Origin of the sequence: Cryptosporangium sp. NPDC051539, assembly GCF_044454545.1 — a bacterium.
Classification (GTDB): domain Bacteria; phylum Actinomycetota; class Actinomycetes; order Mycobacteriales; family Cryptosporangiaceae; genus Cryptosporangium.
Window position 1 is genome coordinate 204,617 of the sequence record NZ_JBITDV010000009.1, and the last position, 17,869, is coordinate 222,485.

Genomic DNA, 17,869 nt, shown 5'->3' on the forward strand with positions numbered 1-17,869 from the left:
GACTGTCAGGTACCGTCGGGCATACCGACCAGTCGGTATCCATTGTGAACGACGAGAGGTTCGTGCAGCATGAGTGGCCCCCTCACCGGCGTGCGTGTGATCGACGCGTCGACCATGCTCGCGGCTCCACTAGCCGCCCAGATCCTCGGCGACTTCGGTGCCGACGTGATCAAGGTGGAGCACCCCACCCGGCCGGACGCCGTGCGCGGTCACGGCGTCCACGTCAACGGGCACTCCCTCTGGTGGAAGCAGGTCTCCCGCAACAAGCGCAGCGTCACGATCAACCTCTCGAAGCCCGTCGGCGCGGACCTGCTCCTCCGGCTCGTGGCCGAGGCCGACGTGCTCGTCACCAACTACCGGCCGGGCACGCTGGAGAAGTGGGGCCTGGGCTGGAGCGAGGTGCGGAAGGCGAACCCGGACGTCATCCAGCTCAAGGTGTCGGGGTTCGGCCAGACCGGTCCCTACGCGGGCCGGGCGGCGTTCGGCACGGTCACGGAGGCGATGAGTGGCTTCGCCGCCGTCACCGGAGAGCCCGACGGTCCGCCGACGCTCCCTCCGTTCGGGCTCGCGGACTACCTCGCGGGAATCTCGGGGGCGGGTGCGGTCGCCATGGCCCTGTTCGAGCGGGAGCGCCACGGCGGCGGCGGCCAGGAGATCGACCAGTCCCTCCTGCTGCCGATCCTGGGCGCCACCGGAATCGGACCGGCGATCTTCCAGGCGACCGGGCAGCTCCAGAAGCGGCTCGGGAACTTCGGCGACGGCGGGACCGCGCCTCGCAACGTCTACCCGACGGCGGACGGGAAGTGGGTCGCGCTCTCGGCGTCCGCGCACAACATCGCGGAGCGAGTGATGCGCCTCGTCGGTCATCCCGAGGTGCTCGACGAGGCGTGGTTCGCCACGAACGCCGGGCGGTGGGACCACGTCGACGAGGTCGACGCGTACGTCGGGGACTGGATCAAGCAACGGACCCAGGCCGAGGTCGTCGACGCGTTTTCCCGGGCCGGGGCGGCAGTCGGACCGATCTACACGGCGGAGGACATCCTCGCCGACCCGCAGATCACCGAGACGGAGATGATCGTGCAGTTCGACGATCCCGACGTCGGGCGGGTCGCCCAGACGGCCCCCATGTTCCGGATGAGCAAGACGCCCGGCGCCATCCGTTTCCTCGGCACCGGCTACTCCAGCGCCGCTGAGGAGGTCCTGACGGGCGAGCTCGGCCTCACCGCCGAGGACCTGGAGAAGCTGCGCGCGGACGGGGTCATCAGGTGACCGGGCCCGGTGTGCCCGACGAGCGGCTCGCGGCAGCGGTCGGAGAGGCCAACATCCCGACGCTGCTGGCGGTGCTGGTGCAGCTCACCGGCGAACTCGGCTGGCTGGAGGAGCCCTACCGGCCGCGCCGGCAGCGTGGTTTCGGGGAGAACGACTCCGGAGGGCTCGCCGACGAGGTGCAGAACGCGATCCGGTCCGCGGCCCGGGCCGCGATCCTCGCCTGGCGGCAGGGCCGCCCGATCGCCCTCCCGAACCCGCGGCCGGAGCTGCTCGTCCGGATGCTGTCGGTGATGATGGGCGAGGAAATTCCGGCGGAGTACGGCGACATGATCGCCGAGCAGGTCGGGCTGGAGGGCGGCGTCGTGCGCCCCGCCCCGGTTCGGGTGCCGGAGTCGTTCGAGGTGCTGGTTATCGGTGCGGGCGTCGCGGGGATCTGCGCCGCCCAGCGGCTCCTCGAGGCGGGCATCCCCTTCCGGATCGTCGAGAAAGCGTCGGGGATCGGCGGCACCTGGCGGGAGAACCGTTATCCCGGCGCCGGCGTCGACGTCCCCAACCATCTCTACGGCTTCTCGTTCGCCCCGGGCGACTGGTCGATGTACTTCGCGCTGCGCGAGGAGATCCACCGGTACCTGAGCGACGTCGCCGACCGGCTGGACCTCGAGCGGTACGTGCAGTTCGGCACCGAGGTGCGCTCGCTGGACTACCGGGAGGACGCCCAGCGCTGGGCCGTCACCGTGGAGGGGCCCTGTGGTGCGACCGAGGTCCTGCACCCGAACGTCGTCATCAGCGCGGTCGGCATCTTCAACCCGCCGAAGTATCCCGACATCGAGGGGCTCGACGAGTTCCGCGGCGATGTCGTACACACGGCGGTCTGGCCGGACGGGCTCGACCTCACCGGCAAGCGGGTTGCGCTCATCGGCAGCGGTGCCAGCGCCATGCAGGTGGGCCCGGAGATCCGGGAGCGGGTCGCCGAGCTCGTGGTGTTCCAGCGGTCTCCGCAGTGGGCGGCCCCGTTCGAGCAGTTCCGGCGGGAGCTGCCGGCGGGTGTCCGGCTGTTGCTGCGGGAGGTCCCGCTCTACCGCGGCTGGTACCGCGCCCGTGTGGCCTGGATGTTCAACGACCGCATCCACCCCACCCTGCAGAAAGACCCGGACTGGACCGACCCGGACCGCTCGCTCAACGCGCACAACGCCGCGCAGCGGAAGATCTTCGAGAAGTACATCGAGAGCGAGCTCGGGGACCGCACGGACCTCCTGGACAAGGTCGTCCCCGACTACCCGCTCTTCGGCAAGCGCATGCTGCTGGACAACGGCTGGTACCGGATGCTGCGCGACCCGAAGGTCAGTCTCGTCACCGACGGGGCGGCCCGGCTCGGCGTGGACCGGGTCGTGTCCGGTGCCGGCGAGGAGTTCGAGGTCGACGCCGTCGTGCTGGCCACCGGTTTCGACGTCCAGCGCTACCTCAGCGGCTTCGAGACGCGCGGCCGCGGCGGGGCACTGCTGCGCGAAGTGTGGGGCGATACCGATCCCAAGGCCTACCTGGCCGGGCTCACCGTCCCGGACTTCCCCAACCTCTTCGTCCTGTACGGGCCGAACTCGCAGCCGGGTCACGGCGGCAGCGTCGTCGCACTGCTGGAGATGCTGATGAACTACGTGACCGACGCGATCCGGACCATGGTCCAGGGAGGAATCGGTGCGCTCGAGTGCCGGCGTGACGTCTTCGACGAGTACGTGAGCAAGATCGACGAGGCCCACGACCGGATGATCTGGACGCACCCCCGGGTCTCGAGCTACTACCGCAACGAGAAGGGCCGTGTGGTCGTCATCTACCCGTTCCGCAACGTGGACCTGTTCCACGAAACGCGCCGCTTCGACCTGAGCCGGTACATCGCGGAGCCGCAGGCGACCGGTAACCCAGAGCCGCAGGCTCGCGTGGCCGACGGGCTCGGCGGCGGGACGGCGAGCTCATGAGGACCGAGTACGAGAACCTGCTCGTTTCCGTCGAGGACGGCATCGTCGACGTGGTCCTGAACCGCCCGGAGAAGCGGAACGCGCTGACCCACCGGATGCAGGCCGACCTCGACCGGATCCTGGTCGAGGCGATGGCCGACGACCGGGTGAAGGTCGTCATGCTGCGCGGCGCCGGCCCGGTGTTCTGCGCGGGGCACGACCTCGTGGAGGCCGCCGAGGCCTACGTCGACACGGGCAACTTCGTCGGCGTGGACGACGCCGGGCCCCCGCACCTGCGCCAGGCCTGGTACTTCACCAAGCCGCTGATCGCCGGCGTGCACGGCTACGTGGGCCCGCGGGCCTCGATGATCCTGGGGAACTTCGACTTCCTCATCGCGGCCGAGGGCACCCGGTTCAGCTTCGAGCACACGCGCAAGGGCGCCCGTGGGGTGGGCGGCGAGCCCTTCCACCTGCAGATCCCGATGCGTGTCCTGAAGAAGCTGATGATGATGGGCGGCTGGTTCGACGCGGAGCAGGCGCTGGACCTGCACATCGTCCAGCGGGTCGTACCGGTGGACGAGGTCGAGGCGGAGACGCGGCGCTGGGCCGAGCAGCTGACCCTCATCGAGAGCGATTTCGTCCAGAACGCCAAGATGAGCATCCATCGCATGTACGAGCTGATGGGCCTGGTCAACATGCTGGCGGTTCAGAACAAGATCGTCGGACACCCGCCCACCCCCGAGAACCTCCAGTGGCACAAGGACGCGAGCTCCACTGGCCTGAAGGCGGCACTGGCCGCCCGGGAGCAGGGTTTCGATCCCGGCATCGCGCGCATCTGACCGCCTGCCGCTCACGGCGCGGGGGGACGCTCGCGGACGCCTGGGCGCCCGCGAGCGCGCCGCTCAGGCGCTCGCGGAGTCCGCGGTCCGGTAGCGCTCCATGATGTCGCGCTTCAGCAGCTTCCCGCTCGGCAGGCGGGGCAGTTCGGCCTCGAAGTCGACCGTGCGCGGGCACTTGAAGTGTGCGATCCGGTCGCGGCAGTAGGCGATGAGCTCGGCTTCGGTGGCCGGGCCGGAGTCCGCCGGGTCGACCAGCTGCACGACCGCCTTCACCTGGTGCCCCATCTCGGGATCGGGGATCCCGATCACCGCGACGTCGAGCACCTTGGGGTGCATGGTCAGGACGTTCTCGACCTCGCGGGGGTAGATGTTCACACCTCCCGAGATGATCAAGTCGGTACGGCGGTCGGAGAGGTAGAGGAAGCCTTCCTGGTCGACGTGACCGAGGTCGCCGATCGTGGACCAGCCCTTCGCGTTCATGACCGTGGTGGCCGTCTTGGCGGGGTCCTTGTAGTACTGGAACGGGGCGAGGCCCGAGAAGGCCACGATGCCGACCTCACCGACGGCCAGCTCCTCGCCGTCCTGGTCGATGATGTGCACCGATCCGGAGTGGGCCTGCCCCACGGTTCCCTTGTGCCTCAACCAGGTGTGGGCGTCTACCAGGCAGGAGCCGTTGCCCTCGCTGCCGGCGTAGATCTCCCAGACGACCTCGCCCCACCAGGCGATCATCTGCTCCTTGACGGGGATCGGGCACGGGGCCCCGGTGTGGATCACGAACTGGAGGCTCGACACGTCGTACCGGCGGCGCACGTCGGCCGGGAGCTTCAGCAGCCGGACGAACATGGTGGGGACCATGCCGGCATGGGTCACGCGGTGCCGCTCGATGATCTGCAGTGCCCTCTCCGGCTCGAAGCGGCGCGTCGAGACCACCGTCCCGCCCATCTTGTGCGCGAACATCGAGGTCGACAGGGCGAGAGCGTGGTAGAGCGGTGCCGTGCAGAGGTGGCGGATCTCGCCCTGCCACTCCCGTTCCATCTCGGCCGACTGCCCCGGCGTCTCGCCGAAGCGGGTGCCTGACAGCGGCCGCAGGATTCCCTTGGGGCGCCCGGTCGTGCCCGACGAGTACAACATCATCATCCCCTCCGCGTCCGAGTAGGGACCGACCTCGCCGGTGCGCGCGGCGAGGAGCGTGTCGAGATCGTCGTAACCGGGGATCGCGCTACCCACCGCGATCCGGTGAGCTAGCACGGACCCCAGCGGGATGGTCTCGGCCAGCGAGGCGGTGGCGGCGTTGGCGAAGATCACCTTCGCATCGCAGTCCTCGACGATGTAGCGGGCCTCGTCGGCTTTGAGGTGCCAGTTGATCGGGGTGATGTACAGGCCGGACCGCTGCGTCGCCCAGATGATCTCGAAGGTGCGCGCGTCGTTGTCCATGAGGACCGCGACGTGGTCGCCCTTCTCGAGGCCCAGATCGGCGAGCAGTCCTGCGATGCGGTCGGAGCGGTCCTCCAGCTCGGCGAAGGTGACCGTGTCCCCAGTGTCGGCGTCCACTACTGCCGGCCGGTCGGGGAACTCGTCCGCGGTTCTCGCCAGGGAGTACTGGGGCACGTCCACGTCGTCGCTCCTTTGCGGGGTGGTCCGGCTCGGCCGGCGACCGGTACCAACCGGTCGGGTAGCTTCTCACGCCGATGCGCGGAACTCAAGGTCATCGGCCTGCCGGGCCTGTTCGATTGACGGAACCTACCGTCGGTCATAAGATACCGACCGGTCGGCTTGGTGTCGACTACCTCTCGACCGTCATCGGTTTCCAAGGAGCAACGTGGCCCTCCCCGTCCCCGTGCCCACACCTTTGACCCGGCCCTATTGGGACGGGTGCGCTCACGGTGAGCTGCGCCTGCAGCACTGCGCGAGTTGTGCGGCCCCGTTCTTCCCACCGCAGGCGCGTTGCCCCCGATGCCGGGGCGCCGACCTGGAGTGGGCGCCGGTGTCCGGCCGGGCGACGCTGTACAGCTACCTGATCCAGCACCGGCCGGCCCCGGGGTTCGAGGACCGCGGGCCCTACGCCGTCGCGGTCGTCGAGCTGGCGGAGGGGCCGCGAATGATGACGAACATCGTCGACATCCCCAATACCCCGGAGGACCTGGTCCTGGACATGGCGCTGCAGGTGCGGTTCGAGGAGCGCGACGACATCCACCTGCCGGTCTTCGCTCCCGCCGGGACCGCGCCATGAGCCGGGCGAACCCGCCGCTGATCGTCGGCGCGTCGGAGACGACCGGGCTGGGCACGCTGCCCACGATGTCCAACCTGGACCTGAACGTCGACGCGGCGTGCAACGCGCTCGCGGACGCGGGGATCGACGCGAGCGAGATCGACGGGATCGCCTCCGCCGGATCGAACCCGGTCGACGTGGCGAAGGCACTGGGTATCGCGCCCGGGTACGTCGACTCGACGATGGTCGGCGGTTGCAGCCCGCTCGTCCACGTCCGGCACGCCCTGGCCGCGATCGAGACCGGCCGCGCCACGACGGTACTGGTCACGCACGGTGAGTCCGGCCGCTCCCGGGTGTCGGGGCTCCAGCTCGGCTGGGCACCGGACTCGGACCTGATGCAGTTCGAGTACCCGTACGGTCCGGTCGGAGCGCCGGGCACTTTCGGCATGGGCCTGCTCCGCTACATGAAGGAGTTCGGCCTGACCCACGAGCAACTGGCGTCCGTTCCCGTGATGCAGCGCCGGTGGGCCGCACTGAACCCGCGGGCCGCCAAGCGCGATCCGATCACGGTCGAGGACGTCTTCGCGTCGCCGATTCTCGCCTACCCGATCCACCGGCTCGAGACCTGCCTGGTGACCGACGGCGGCGGCGCACTGGTGATCACCACCGCGGAGCGCGCCGCCGACCTCGACCTGCCGCAGGGCGCGATCACCGTGCTCGGCGGCGCGGAGGCCCCCGAGACCCCGATGGTTTCGATGATGGAGGACCTCACGACGTCCCGGGCGTTCCGCGACTGCGGCCGCCGGGCATTCGGCGAGGCCGGCATCACCCCGGCCGACGTGGATCACCTGATGCTCTACGACGCGTTCGCGTTCCTGCCCCTCTACGCCCTGGAGGACCTCGGGTTCCTCGCGCGCGGCGAAGCGGGGCCGTTCATCGAGGCCGGCCGGACCGCCCCGGGCGGGGAGCTGCCGATGAACACGAACGGCGGTGGGCTGTCCTACACGCACACCGGCATGTACGGGATGTTCGCCGTCCAGGAGAGCATCCGCCAGCTCCGCGGGATCGCGGCGGCGCAACAGGACGGGATCGAGATCTCGGTGGCCCACGCCGTCGGCGGGTTCTTCTGGGCCGCCGCGACGCTCGTCCTCGCCCGCGCCTGATCCCGGCCCGGACCGCTGGGCCACGCTACGGAAGGAACCATCATGGGAAAGTTCGACGGTCGCGTCGTCGCGGTCACCGGCGCGGGCGGAGGCATCGGGCGCGAGCACGCACTGCGCTTCGCCGCGGAAGGGGCCCAGGTCGTCGTCAACGACCTGGGCAGCACCAGGAACGGTGCAGGGGCGGACGGGTCGGCCGCGCAGACCGTCGTCGACGAGATCGTCGCCGCGGGCGGGACGGCGGTGGCGAACACGTCGAGCGTCTCCTCCTGGGAGGGCGCCCGGTCGATCGTGACCGACGCCGTCGAGGCGTTCGGCGACCTGCACGTCGTGGTGAACAACGCCGGGTTCGTGCGGGACAAGACGATCGTCGGCATGTCGGAGGAGGACTTCGACTCCGTCGTCGCCGTGCACCTCAAGGGAACTTTCGCGGTGACCCACTGGGCCGCGGCGTACTGGCGCGACCAGGCCAAGGCGGGCTCCACCGCGTCTCGCCGGCTCGTCAACACGACCTCGCACTCCGGCCTCTACGGGAATCCGGGACAGGTGAACTACGCCAGCGCGAAGATGGGCATCGTCGGGCTCACCGTCGTCGCCGCGCGCGAGCTCGAGCGCTACCACGTGCGGGCCAATGTGATCGCGCCGCTCGGCCGCACGCGGATGACGACCGGAACGCAGGGCTTCGAGGACGCGCTCGCCGCGCCGGAAGACCCGGATGCCTACGACCGGTACCACCCCGGGCACAACTCGTCCGTCGCGATGTTCCTGGCCACCGACGAGAGCCCCTTCACCGGGCAGGTCTTCGAGGTGCTCGGCGGCCGGGTCGGCCTCTTCGGGGGCCCCACGGTCGAGCACGCGATCGAGGCCGAGCGTTTCTGGACCATCGAGGACCTGGCGGCCGAGACCAAGGGCTGGCCGGTCGGCCCGCCGTCGCAGCCTGGTCTGTAGCGCGAGCACGCACCATTCATCTTCAACACTGCGGGCAGCCGTCGCGCTGCCCGCGGATCGTACGAACGGGAGACACCGTGGCACTCAACCCCGACGCCGCCGGCCTCACCGCCGAGCCCCGATCGCTCAGCTGGACCTCGAAGGAGGCGCTGCTCTACGCGGTCAGTCTCGGCGCGGGCAGGGACGATCTCGCCTTCTCCACCGAGAACTCGATCGGGATCGACCAGGCGGTCCTGCCGACGTTCCCGGTCGTGTTCCTGGTGAACGACGAACCGGCGACCAGCGTCATGGCCCAGATCGGCTCCTTCGACCACGCGAAGGTGGTGCACGGCTCGCAGGCGGTGACGCTGCACCAGCCGATCCCGCCGGAGGGCCGGGCGTCGGCGGTCGAGCGCGTCGTCGCCATGCACGACAAGGGCCGGGCCGCCGTCGTCGTGACGGAGACCGCGGCCACGCTCGAGTCCGGCGAGCCGCTCTGGAGCCTGACGACCTCGACGTTCATCCGCGACGCGGGCGGCTTCGGAGGCGAGCGAGGGCCGTCCGGCCCGAAGAACGTCCCGCCCACGACGGCGCCGGACTTCGAGACGGTGCTGCCCACGTCGGAGGACCAGGCCTACCTCTACCGCCTCAACGGCGACCGGAACCCGCTGCACAGCGACCCGGTCTTCGCGGTGGAGGCCGGATTCGACCGGCCGATCCTGCACGGGCTCTGCACCTATGGGTTCACGGCACGCGCGTTGCTGGCCCGGTTCGGAAAGGGCGACGTGTCCCGCTTCCAGCACATCGAGGGGCGATTCTCCTCGCCGGTGCTCCCGGGTGAGGCCCTGACCGTCCGCGCGTGGCAGCGGGGTGCGGACGTCCTGTTCACCACCAGCGTGGACGACCGCCTCGTCCTGGACCAGGGACTGATCCGGGTTGCGGAGTAGTCCGGAGGCGAGCCCGAGGTCGCGCGAGCTGCAGCCGCTCAAGGACCGGCTAGCGCAGCTCGCCCCCGACCCGGGACAGACGTGGCCGCAGATGCGGACCGAGTTCGAGGCCGTCGCCGGCAGGATCCCGCTGCCCGAGGGCGCCGTGACGACGCCGACCGCCGTCGGGGGGCTCGCCGCGGAATGGATCCGCCCCGCCGCGGCCGAGCCGGGCCGGGTCGTGCTTTACCTGCACGGTGGTGGCTACACCCTCGGCTCGCTGGTGACCCACCGGGCGCTCGCCGCCCGGGTGGCGCTGGCGGCCGACGCCGAGGTCCTGCTCGTCGAGTACCGCAAGGCACCCGAGCACCGGTTCCCCGCCGCGCTCGACGACGCGCTCGCCACGGTGTCGCACGTGCGTGCTCACCGTCCGGGGGCCGCACTGGCGCTCGTGGGGGACTCGGCCGGCGGAGGGCTGGCGCTGGCGACCGCGATCGCCCTGCGCGACGCGGGAGCGCCGTCACCCTGCGCGGTGGCACTGCTGTCGCCCTGGTGCGACCTCGCGCTCACCGGGGACTCCGTCGCGGGCAACGAGGCGACCGATCCCCAGTCGTCGAGAGCGCTGTTGTCCGCCATGGCCGGGGCCTACCTCGGTCCGGCCGACGCGGACACTCCGCTCGCCTCGCCGCTGCACGCGGACCTGCGGGGGCTGCCGCCGCTGCTGATCCAGGTCGGCAGCGCCGAGATGCTGCTCGACGACGGGCGGCGGCTGCTCGCTAGGGCGGAAGCGCAGGGTGTCGACGTCACCTGCGAGGTCTGGCAGGACATGTTCCACGTCTGGCACGCCCTCGGCCCGGTGCTCCCGGAGGCCGTGGACGCGCTCGGGCACCTCGGTTCCTGGCTCGGTCGGCGCTGGCAGCCGGCCGAGCCGTCAGAGTAGAGGAGAGGCCGTGACAGCATTGCGTTTCGACGGCAGGGTCGCAGTCGTGACCGGCGCGGGGCGGGGCCTCGGCCGGGCCCACGCCCTGGAACTGGCGTCACACGGTGCCGCGGTGGTCGTGAACGATCTCGGTACCGCGACGGACGGCTCCGGCGAGGCGGTCGACGTCGCCGACCAGGTGGTGAAAGAGATCGAGGCGGCGGGCGGCGTCGCGGTCGCGAACCACGACTCGGTCGCCGACGCCGAGGGCGCGGGGGCGATCGTCGGCACCGCCCTGGAGCGGTTCGGGCGCCTGGACATCGTCGTCAACAACGCGGGCAACGTGATCACCCGCCCGTTCCCGGAGCTCGGCCAGGCGGACGTCGAGTCGTTGTTGCGGGTGCACTTCTTCGGGACCTTCCACGTCTGCCAGGCCGCCTGGGGCCCGCTGGCCGCCGCCGGCTACGGCCGCATCGTGAACACGGTGTCGGCGGCGATGCTCGGAGTCCCGACCTGGGCGGGTTACGGCGCGGCGAAAGGCGCCGTGCTCGGCCTGACCCTGGGCCTCGCCACGGAGGGATCGGCGAGCGGCATCGGCGTCAACGCGATCGCTCCGGGGGCCGCGACGCGCATGGTCACGGAGACCGCAGGGGACCTGCCGCAAGCCGTGCTGGAGCGGTTCGCGGCGGGGATGCCGCCGTCGCTGGTCTCCCCGGTGGTGGCCTACCTCGCGCACGAGTCGTGCACGCTCAACGGCGAGGTGTTCGCCACCTCTGCGGGGCGGTTCGCGCGGGTCACGCTGGACGTCACCGGCGGCTGGGGGAGCCGGGAGCTCGACCTCGACGCGGTGGCCGAGCACCTGGACGACGCCCTGGCCGCCGAGTCGGTCACGAGATGGACCCCGCCCGTGTCGGGCTGACCGACACCTTTCCGGAAGGAGCACGATTTCGATGGCGAGATCGGTTCGCACCGCGTTCCCGCTGCGTCCCGCGCGGTGGACCCCCGTGGGCATGGACCCGCAGATGGGACGGATCTTCGAGGAGGCCGGCACGGTCGACTTCGTCTCGGCCCCGGACGTCCTGGCGTTGTCGGGCTTCATCCCGCCGCAGATCGAGCGGCTGCGGACCAGCGTCTCCGACAACAGCTCCTGGTACGACCCGGCCGTGTCCCTGGCCGTGGCCGCGGTCGCCCACCCCGGGCTCGGCGTCATCCACGGTGGAATCAACGCCATCCGCAACGGGCCCGCGGAGCTCTTCCGTGCGGGGCTCACCCTCGCGAGCCTGACCCAGGGCCGGGCACAAGTCTGGGTGTCGGTGGGTGAGCTCTACAACGTAAAGCCGTTCGGCTACCAGCGATCCCAGGGCCTGGCGCGCCTCGAGGACCACTTCCGGCTCTACCAGCTGCTGTGGGAGCGCGACACGCCCTTCGACTTCGAGGGCAACGTCTGGAAGTTCGAGGGGGCGTACCTCGGGGCGGAACGGTCGCACCGGCCCGAGTTCTGGGCGATGGGAGGCGGTCCCCGGCTGACCGAGATCGCCGCCAAGTACGCGGACGGCTGGGTCACCTGCCTGCCGATGGCGGAACCGAACCCGGACGCTTACGCGAAGCGCGTCCTCGCCGTCAAGGAGGCCGTCGAACGCGCCGGCCGCGATCCCGAAGCCTTCGGTTTCGCGATCATCCCCAACTGCCTCATCCACGAGGACCCCGACGTCATCCGGGCCACGCTGCAGAACCCGATGATCCGGCTGCTGGCCGGCCTGTGGGGGCGGACCCCGCAGGGGCGCTGGTTCGAGGAGGGGATCGAGCCGCCCTTCCCGGACGGCTGGGAGTACTCGATCAAGTGGGACGCGCGCACGATGACCGACGAGCAGTTCTCCACGGCCATGGCGGGAATCTCGGACGAGGTCGTGGCCGGATCGTTCCTCACGGGCTCGCCCGAGGAGGTCACGGCGCGGATCCACGCCTTCGTCGACGCCGGGGCCACGCTGGTGCAGCCGGTGGACATGGTCGGGCTGGGGGACCGGACCTACGGGGACCCCTTCGAGTCGGACTCGATCCGCTGGCGGATGGACATCTACCGAGCCCTGAAGCAGGGCAGCTGGAGCCCGGTAGCGCCCTGAGCGGGAGGTTCACCGCCTCCGCGGAGGCGGTGGACCTCGTGGTGACGGATCAGCCCGGCAGCGCGACCGGGAAGCGGTTGACCTCCTGCTTGGCGCTGGTCACGAGGACGGCATCGGTCATGGCGCGCGCGACGTCGATGTTCGCGGCGAGGTCCTCCGCCGTCACGTCGCGATCCACGTACCCTCCGCCACTGGAGAAGCCGATCCGCGCGACCCGGCCGCCGCCGACGCTGAACATCTCGCCGTTCACCTCGGACGCCTCGGAGGCGAGGAAGATCATGGACTCGGCGACCTGAGTGGGCCGGAACTGCATCATCCGGTCGTACATGTCCTGGTCCTTGTTCTTGAGGTCATCGTTCAGGCGCGTGCCGGCGACCGGCCAGACCCCGTTGACCGCGATTCCGTGCGCGGCGCCCTCGGCGGCGGCGGAGTTCGTGAGCCCGATGAGGCCGGCCTTCGCCGCGCAGTAGGCGGCGTGGAGCTCGACGCCGAGCAGGGCGGCGGACATGACGTTGACGATGCGTCCGTAGCGCTGCTCGAGCAGGTGCGGCCAGGCCCTGCGCATGAGCATGAACGGCCCGAGCAGCAGCGAGCCGATCTGGCCCTCGACCTCGGCGTCGGACAGGTCGGGGACCCGGCCGTCCGCACCCCCGCCGGCGTTGTTCACGACGATGTCCACCCGGCCGAACTCGGCGAGAGCGTGGTCGACGATGGTGGCGGCGCTTTCGCCCGGCCCGACGCTGGTACCGTCCGCGGCGGCGATGCCTCCGGCCGTCCGGATCTCGTCGACGACGGACTGGGCCACGTCGATCGACCCGGCTCGCAGGGTGTCCGGGCCGCCGCCGTAGTCGTTGACGAGGACTTTCGCGCCGCGCCGGGCGAGGCCGAGTGCCGTGTCGCGGCCGATGCCACGGCCGGCGCCGGTGACGATCGCGACTCTGCCCGTGAAGTCGAGCTGCTGGCTCACTGGTCGTGCTCCTTCGATCGGTTACGGATGCCGGTTCTCGTCAGGTCCCCGTCGGGGCGACCCGGGAGAGGAAGTCGAGGACGACCTTGTTCACGGCCTCGGGCTGCTCGACCATCGGCCAGTGGCCCGCGTCGGGGATGCACACCTTGTCCAGCAGCTGCGCGAAGTACTCGTCCTGCTGGTCGAGCGGCGCCTTGGTGAGGCTGGAGTCGAACTCCGCACTGCGATGGGCCACCGGCTCCGCGCTCCCGTAGGCGAACATCGCGGGGACCAGGATGCGTGCTTCCTCGAGCCACGGCGTGAGCTCGCGCATCCGCGGCATGTTGCGGTAGTAGTTCAGCGATCCCCGCATACCGGAGGCGCGATACAGGTCGAGGCAGTACTCGACGTCGGCCGGGCTGTGCCCGGAGATCGTCGTCGGGGTCGGGCCGAGACCGTCCAGCAGCTTCCGGTCCTTCGGGCCGCCACAGATGATGTCCAGGACGTTCACGTCGTTGTCCGCGCTGGCGGCGTGCCACATCCACATGAGGTAGCGCTCGAGGTTGGCGTCCAGCTCGGCCTCCGCGACACCCGGCTGCAGAAAATAGCGGGTGTACCAGAACGAGTCGGCGTACTGGGAGGGTGCTGCCCAGTTGCGCAGGATCTTCGGGACGTAGGGGGCCGAGAAGCCCAGCACCCCACGGACGCGGTTCGGGTACAGCAGCGCCACGTGCCAGGCCGTGATGCTGCCCCAGTCCTGGCCGATGACGGTGAACGTGTCGGCACCGACCTCGTCGGCGAGACCGACGATGTCGGCCGAGACCTTCAGGATGTCGTAGTCCTCGACGCCTGGCGGGCAGTCGCTGAAGCCGTAGCCCCGCTGGTCGGGGGCGATGACCCGGTAGCCCGCTCCGACCAGCGGGCGGACCTGGTGCCGCCACACGTACCACGACTGGGGGAAGCCGTGGATCAGGACGACGAGCTCGCCCTCGCCTTCGTGTGCCGCGTGCAGGTGCAGCCCGTTGGTGGGGATCATCTCGGTGTGGATCCCGGCGGGATTGTTCGCGCTGATCGGAATCAGTCCTTCCCTCGTCGGCGGTGACGTCCGACCGCGCCAAAGTACTGACCGGTCGGTTTGCTCAGCTTCGTTGCGCCGTGGGGTGTCGTCAAGAGGAACGTCACTGGAGCGCGGGAATGCGGACCCGATGATCCGGAACTCGTTGCGATGTGAGTCACACGGCGCTAGCATACCGACCAGTCGGATTGCTCGGACGATCGAGCTGGAGAAGACGCCCATCAACGCTGAGGGGATCGAAGGTATGACGGCGGCCAAGTCCAAGACCGTGTTCTTCCACCACACCGACAACGAGGTCGTGGTGTTCGGGGACAGCCAGATGACGGGCCAGATGAAGATGCCCGACTCGATCGCCGAGGACACCTACCGCGAGTTCCTCAAAGGTCGGCTCCGCAACAGGATCCTCTTCGACCAGGGCGACGAGGGTGTCTCACTGGTCGAGTCCGACGTCGCGCCGGGCACTCACGTGCTGGCGCACAAGCACAACACGGGCCAGCTCATCTTGATCGTCGAGGGCAGCATGCGGCAGGGGAGCCACGTCCTGAACCCCGGGGACGGCTACTTCACGCCGGCCGGGACGGCGTACGGCTTCGTCGCCGGGCCCGAGGGCTGCCGGTACGTCGAATTCCGAGAGGGGAGTGTGCGGACCGTGACGACCGATGTGACCGAGCGCAACCCGGCGCGACTCGTCCACGAGCCGTAGACGCACGGTGCGGGTACCGACGAGCGAAGGAAAAGTCATGACACAAGCGGAGCGTTTCCTGTTGGTCTCGGCGGACAGCCACGTGGCTCCACCTCCGGCGTCCTTCCGTCCCTACCTGGAGAAGGAGTACCTGGACCGGCTGGACGAGCTGGAAAGCGAGAACGAGCAGTTCCTCGGTTGGACCGGGAAGCTCGGTGCCTTCCCGGAGGAGGAGCTGGACCTGATCGACACCGAGGGGGCGATCAGGTCGGGCGGTGTGGACGAGAACTTCGTCCTGGAGCGCCGGCTCACGGAGATGGACCGGGAGGGCATCGCGGCCGAGTTGGTACTCGTGGGCGCGCAGACCGCCACCACCCCGTTCTTCGGCGCGACCAACCGGCCCTACCCGGCCGACGTGCGCGCGGCCGGTGCCCGCGCTTACCACCGGTGGTTCGGCGACGTCCTGGCGAAGTCCGGAGGCCGATTGATCGGGGTAGCCAACCCCGGGCCGGCTCACGACATCGAGGAGTCGGTACGCGAGCTGCGGTGGGCCGCCGAGCACGGCTTCCGGTCGGTCGCCGTCCCCGGCGTCATTCTCGACGACGACCTTCCCCCGCTCTGGGACGAGCACTACGACTCGTTCTGGGAGACGTGCGCCGACCTCGGCCTGGTTCTCTCCGTGCACGCCGGCCACGGTCATCCGCAGGGCAAGTGGTTCGGCTTCCTCGAGCAGATCTTCGGCGCGGACGACGAGAAGGACGGCCGCGAGATGCTGCAGGCCCTCCTCAACACCAAGGGTGGCCCGCTCGACCTCGACTACATCCCGGCGCGGGTCACGTGGTCGCTCATGCTCGGCGGGGTCTTCGACCGGTACCCGAACCTCCAGCTCGCGTTGACCGAGTGCCGTTCCGACTGGGTGCCGGCGATGATGGCCCTGCTCGACGAGCGGTACCGCCGGGGCGACACCCCGCTGAAGAAGAGCCCGAGCGAGTACTGGCACGGCCATTGCTGGGCCGGTGCGTCCTCGATCAAGGCCTCCGAGGTTCGGCTGCGGCACGAGATCGGTGTGGACCGGATCATGTTCGGGCGGGACTACCCGCATCCGGAGTCGACCTGGCCGAACACCTTCGACTGGTTCCGTGAAGCATTCACCGGGCTCCCGGTCGACGAGGTCCGCGCCATCGTGGGCGACAACGCGATCCGGTGCTACGGCTTGGATCGCGAGGCGCTGCAGAAGGTGGCCGACCGGATCGGTCCGCGGTCGCAGGACCTGAAGCTGGAGTCCGACGTGGACCCGCGGATCGTCGATCACTTCGCGAAGCGCGCGGGCTACCGCAAATCCTACGAGAAGATCGATTCCGACGAGGTGTCCTCCCTCTTCGTCGACGACCTGGCGGCGACGAGCAATGCGTGACCACAATCGGATCGACCACGTCGTCTGGGCGGTCGAGCCCGACAACCTGACCGGCTACGCGGAGCGTCTCGCGCAGCTGCTCGACACGGAGTTCGAGGAGTTCACCGGTGTGCCCGGGCTCCGTGTGTTCGTCTCCTGGGACAGCGGTTTCGAGGTGGCCGCACCCGGCAACGGCGAGGGTCCGGCTGGTGACGCCGTGCGTGGGTTCCTGGCCCGGAAGGGCGAGGGCATCTTCGCCGTCGTGCACCGCGTGCCGGATCTGGAGGTGGCCGCGGCCCGCGCGAAGGAGCTCGGCTGGCCCGTCGGTGACCGGGTCGCCGGCGCGCCGGCGACCGACCAGCTGTGGAAGCGGATCACCCGCCTGCGGGAGCAAGCCGTCGGCCCGTTCGCCAACACCTCCCTCTTCTTCGGGGAAATCGACTACCAGGACTGACGATCGTCCCGTGCCGCCGGCGCGGGCACCGAGGAGTGGAGAGCAATGATCGAGAAGAACGGCAGGGTGGCCGTCGTCACGGGGGTCACGGGCAAGTTCGGGCGCGGGATCGCGCGGGGACTCGCGCTACGGGGCTGGAGCGTCGTCGGCACGGGCCGGCGCAAGGACCGTGGACTCGAGTTCGAAAAGGCCCTCACGGGCGAGGGCGCGGACGTCTTGTTCGTCCAGGGTGACGTGAGCAGGGTGGAGGACTGCGAGCAGATCGTCGAGGCGACGGTCCGGAGCTACGGGCGCGTCGACCTGCTGGTCAACAACGCCGCGACGCTGACCTGGCCGCCCTTCATCGACACCCACGACCTGGTCGAGGAGAACTACGACCAGGTCATGGACACGAACCTGAAGGGGACGTTCTACATGTCCGCCCACGCGCTCAGGGCGATGGTCGGGCAGCGGTCGGGGAACATCGTCAACATCGCGTCGGCCCACGGGCAGGGGTACGGGCCGCCGAGGATGTCCGCCTACGTCGCCTCCAAGGCGGGGGTCATCGCCCTCACCAAGACGCTCTCGCAGGAGTACGCCGAACGGGGGATCCGGGTCAACGCGGTCGTGCTCGGTGCGGCCGAGGGCGACGCGGCTTACCACGTCGAGGACCAACGGGGCAAGGAGCGGCTCGGGGACGGCTACGAACCGGCACCCTTCGACGAGCGCGACACGGGCCGGATCACGGGCGAGTACCTCGCCGCGACGATCGAGTACCTCGCCGGCGAGGATTCGCGTCACATGAACGGCTCCGCCGTCACGGTGGACCAGGGGCTCTCCGCCGGAGGCTACTGGAAGTGGGTCGCTGAGGGGATCCGCACGCTGACCGCGGGCCCGAAGGCCTGAACGCCGTCTCGCCGTTCCCTAGACGCCTGCCCGCACAGCATTCCGACCGGTCGGTACCAATGCTAGCCTCGCGGTCGGAGGTGTCAGGTGACCCGACGCCAGGAGTCAAGTACTCA

At 69.9% G+C, this 17,869-nt stretch carries 17 protein-coding genes; 14 read left to right on the forward strand and 3 right to left on the reverse strand.

The window, feature by feature from the left end; translation table 11 throughout:
• Positions 1–69: 69 nt before the first annotated feature.
• The 3 genes from ACIBZJ_RS27510 to ACIBZJ_RS27520 are packed head-to-tail and all read left to right on the forward strand — an operon-like array spanning position 70 to position 4,057.
• Entirely contained in the window at positions 70–1,269 is a 1,200-nt protein-coding gene (locus ACIBZJ_RS27510) for a CaiB/BaiF CoA transferase family protein (protein WP_395934488.1), read from the forward strand.
• Entirely contained in the window at positions 1,266–3,239 is a 1,974-nt protein-coding gene (locus tag ACIBZJ_RS27515) for a flavin-containing monooxygenase (RefSeq protein ID WP_395934490.1), read from the forward strand. The genes ACIBZJ_RS27510 and ACIBZJ_RS27515 overlap by 4 nt, the downstream gene beginning before the upstream one ends.
• Positions 3,236–4,057: an enoyl-CoA hydratase/isomerase family protein gene (locus ACIBZJ_RS27520; protein WP_395934492.1), complete on the forward strand. Its 822-nt coding sequence runs from the start codon at positions 3,236–3,238 to the stop codon at positions 4,055–4,057. Before ACIBZJ_RS27515 ends, ACIBZJ_RS27520 begins: the two co-directional genes overlap by 4 nt.
• A 63-nt stretch (positions 4,058–4,120) precedes the next feature.
• On the opposite strand, the gene ACIBZJ_RS27525 is transcribed toward ACIBZJ_RS27520, so the two are convergent.
• Entirely contained in the window at positions 4,121–5,671 is a 1,551-nt protein-coding gene (locus ACIBZJ_RS27525; protein WP_395934494.1) for an acyl-CoA synthetase, read from the reverse strand.
• Between the two features lie 205 nt (positions 5,672–5,876).
• On the opposite strand from ACIBZJ_RS27525, the gene ACIBZJ_RS27530 reads away from it, so the two are divergent.
• The 7 genes from ACIBZJ_RS27530 to ACIBZJ_RS27560 all read left to right on the forward strand — a co-directional run bounded on the left by ACIBZJ_RS27530 (position 5,877) and on the right by ACIBZJ_RS27560 (position 12,318).
• Complete coding sequence (locus ACIBZJ_RS27530) at positions 5,877–6,287, forward strand: Zn-ribbon domain-containing OB-fold protein (RefSeq protein ID WP_395934496.1); 411 nt, start codon at positions 5,877–5,879, stop codon at positions 6,285–6,287.
• Complete coding sequence (locus ACIBZJ_RS27535; RefSeq protein ID WP_395934498.1) at positions 6,284–7,429, forward strand: thiolase C-terminal domain-containing protein; 1,146 nt, start codon at positions 6,284–6,286, stop codon at positions 7,427–7,429. Before ACIBZJ_RS27530 ends, ACIBZJ_RS27535 begins: the two co-directional genes overlap by 4 nt.
• Before the next feature lie 42 nt (positions 7,430–7,471).
• Positions 7,472–8,374: an SDR family NAD(P)-dependent oxidoreductase gene (locus tag ACIBZJ_RS27540; RefSeq protein ID WP_395934500.1), complete on the forward strand. Its 903-nt coding sequence runs from the start codon at positions 7,472–7,474 to the stop codon at positions 8,372–8,374.
• A 77-nt stretch (positions 8,375–8,451) separates the two neighbouring features.
• Positions 8,452–9,300 (forward strand): MaoC/PaaZ C-terminal domain-containing protein, encoded by an 849-nt coding sequence (locus tag ACIBZJ_RS27545; RefSeq protein ID WP_395934502.1) that lies wholly within the window; start codon positions 8,452–8,454, stop codon positions 9,298–9,300.
• A 91-nt stretch (positions 9,301–9,391) separates the two neighbouring features.
• Complete coding sequence (locus ACIBZJ_RS27550; protein ID WP_395934504.1) at positions 9,392–10,219, forward strand: alpha/beta hydrolase; 828 nt, start codon at positions 9,392–9,394, stop codon at positions 10,217–10,219.
• Positions 10,220–10,229: 10 nt separating this feature from the next.
• A complete protein-coding gene (locus ACIBZJ_RS27555; RefSeq protein WP_395934506.1) occupies positions 10,230–11,117 on the forward strand; it encodes an SDR family NAD(P)-dependent oxidoreductase in 888 nt (295 codons plus the stop codon).
• Between the two features lie 31 nt (positions 11,118–11,148).
• Positions 11,149–12,318 (forward strand): LLM class flavin-dependent oxidoreductase, encoded by a 1,170-nt coding sequence (locus ACIBZJ_RS27560; protein WP_395934508.1) that lies wholly within the window; start codon positions 11,149–11,151, stop codon positions 12,316–12,318.
• Positions 12,319–12,367: 49 nt separating this feature from the next.
• On the opposite strand, the gene ACIBZJ_RS27565 is transcribed toward ACIBZJ_RS27560, so the two are convergent.
• Positions 12,368–13,285 carry an SDR family NAD(P)-dependent oxidoreductase gene (locus ACIBZJ_RS27565; protein ID WP_395934510.1) on the reverse strand — a complete coding sequence of 306 codons (918 nt, stop codon included), beginning with the start codon at positions 13,283–13,285 and terminating at the stop codon, positions 12,368–12,370.
• A 40-nt stretch (positions 13,286–13,325) separates the two neighbouring features.
• Positions 13,326–14,300, reverse strand: coding sequence for an alpha/beta fold hydrolase (locus tag ACIBZJ_RS27570; protein WP_395934512.1), 975 nt, complete (start codon positions 14,298–14,300; stop codon positions 13,326–13,328).
• Positions 14,301–14,583: 283 nt separating this feature from the next.
• Here ACIBZJ_RS27570 and ACIBZJ_RS27575 point away from each other — a divergent pair, with 283 nt between their 5' ends.
• Genes ACIBZJ_RS27575 through ACIBZJ_RS27590 form a run of 4 tightly spaced genes read left to right on the forward strand, consistent with a single transcriptional unit; the run spans position 14,584 to position 17,753 of the window.
• Positions 14,584–15,042: a cupin domain-containing protein gene (locus ACIBZJ_RS27575; RefSeq protein ID WP_395934514.1), complete on the forward strand. Its 459-nt coding sequence runs from the start codon at positions 14,584–14,586 to the stop codon at positions 15,040–15,042.
• 37 nt (positions 15,043–15,079) lie between these two features.
• On the forward strand, positions 15,080–16,435 hold the full coding sequence (locus tag ACIBZJ_RS27580) for an amidohydrolase family protein (protein WP_395934516.1): 1,356 nt from the start codon (positions 15,080–15,082) through the stop codon (positions 16,433–16,435).
• Positions 16,428–16,868 carry a hypothetical protein gene (locus ACIBZJ_RS27585; protein ID WP_395934518.1) on the forward strand — a complete coding sequence of 147 codons (441 nt, stop codon included), beginning with the start codon at positions 16,428–16,430 and terminating at the stop codon, positions 16,866–16,868. The genes ACIBZJ_RS27580 and ACIBZJ_RS27585 overlap by 8 nt, the downstream gene beginning before the upstream one ends.
• 45 nt (positions 16,869–16,913) lie before the next feature.
• Entirely contained in the window at positions 16,914–17,753 is an 840-nt protein-coding gene (locus ACIBZJ_RS27590; protein WP_395934520.1) for an SDR family NAD(P)-dependent oxidoreductase, read from the forward strand.
• The last annotated feature ends 116 nt before the right edge of the window (positions 17,754–17,869 follow it).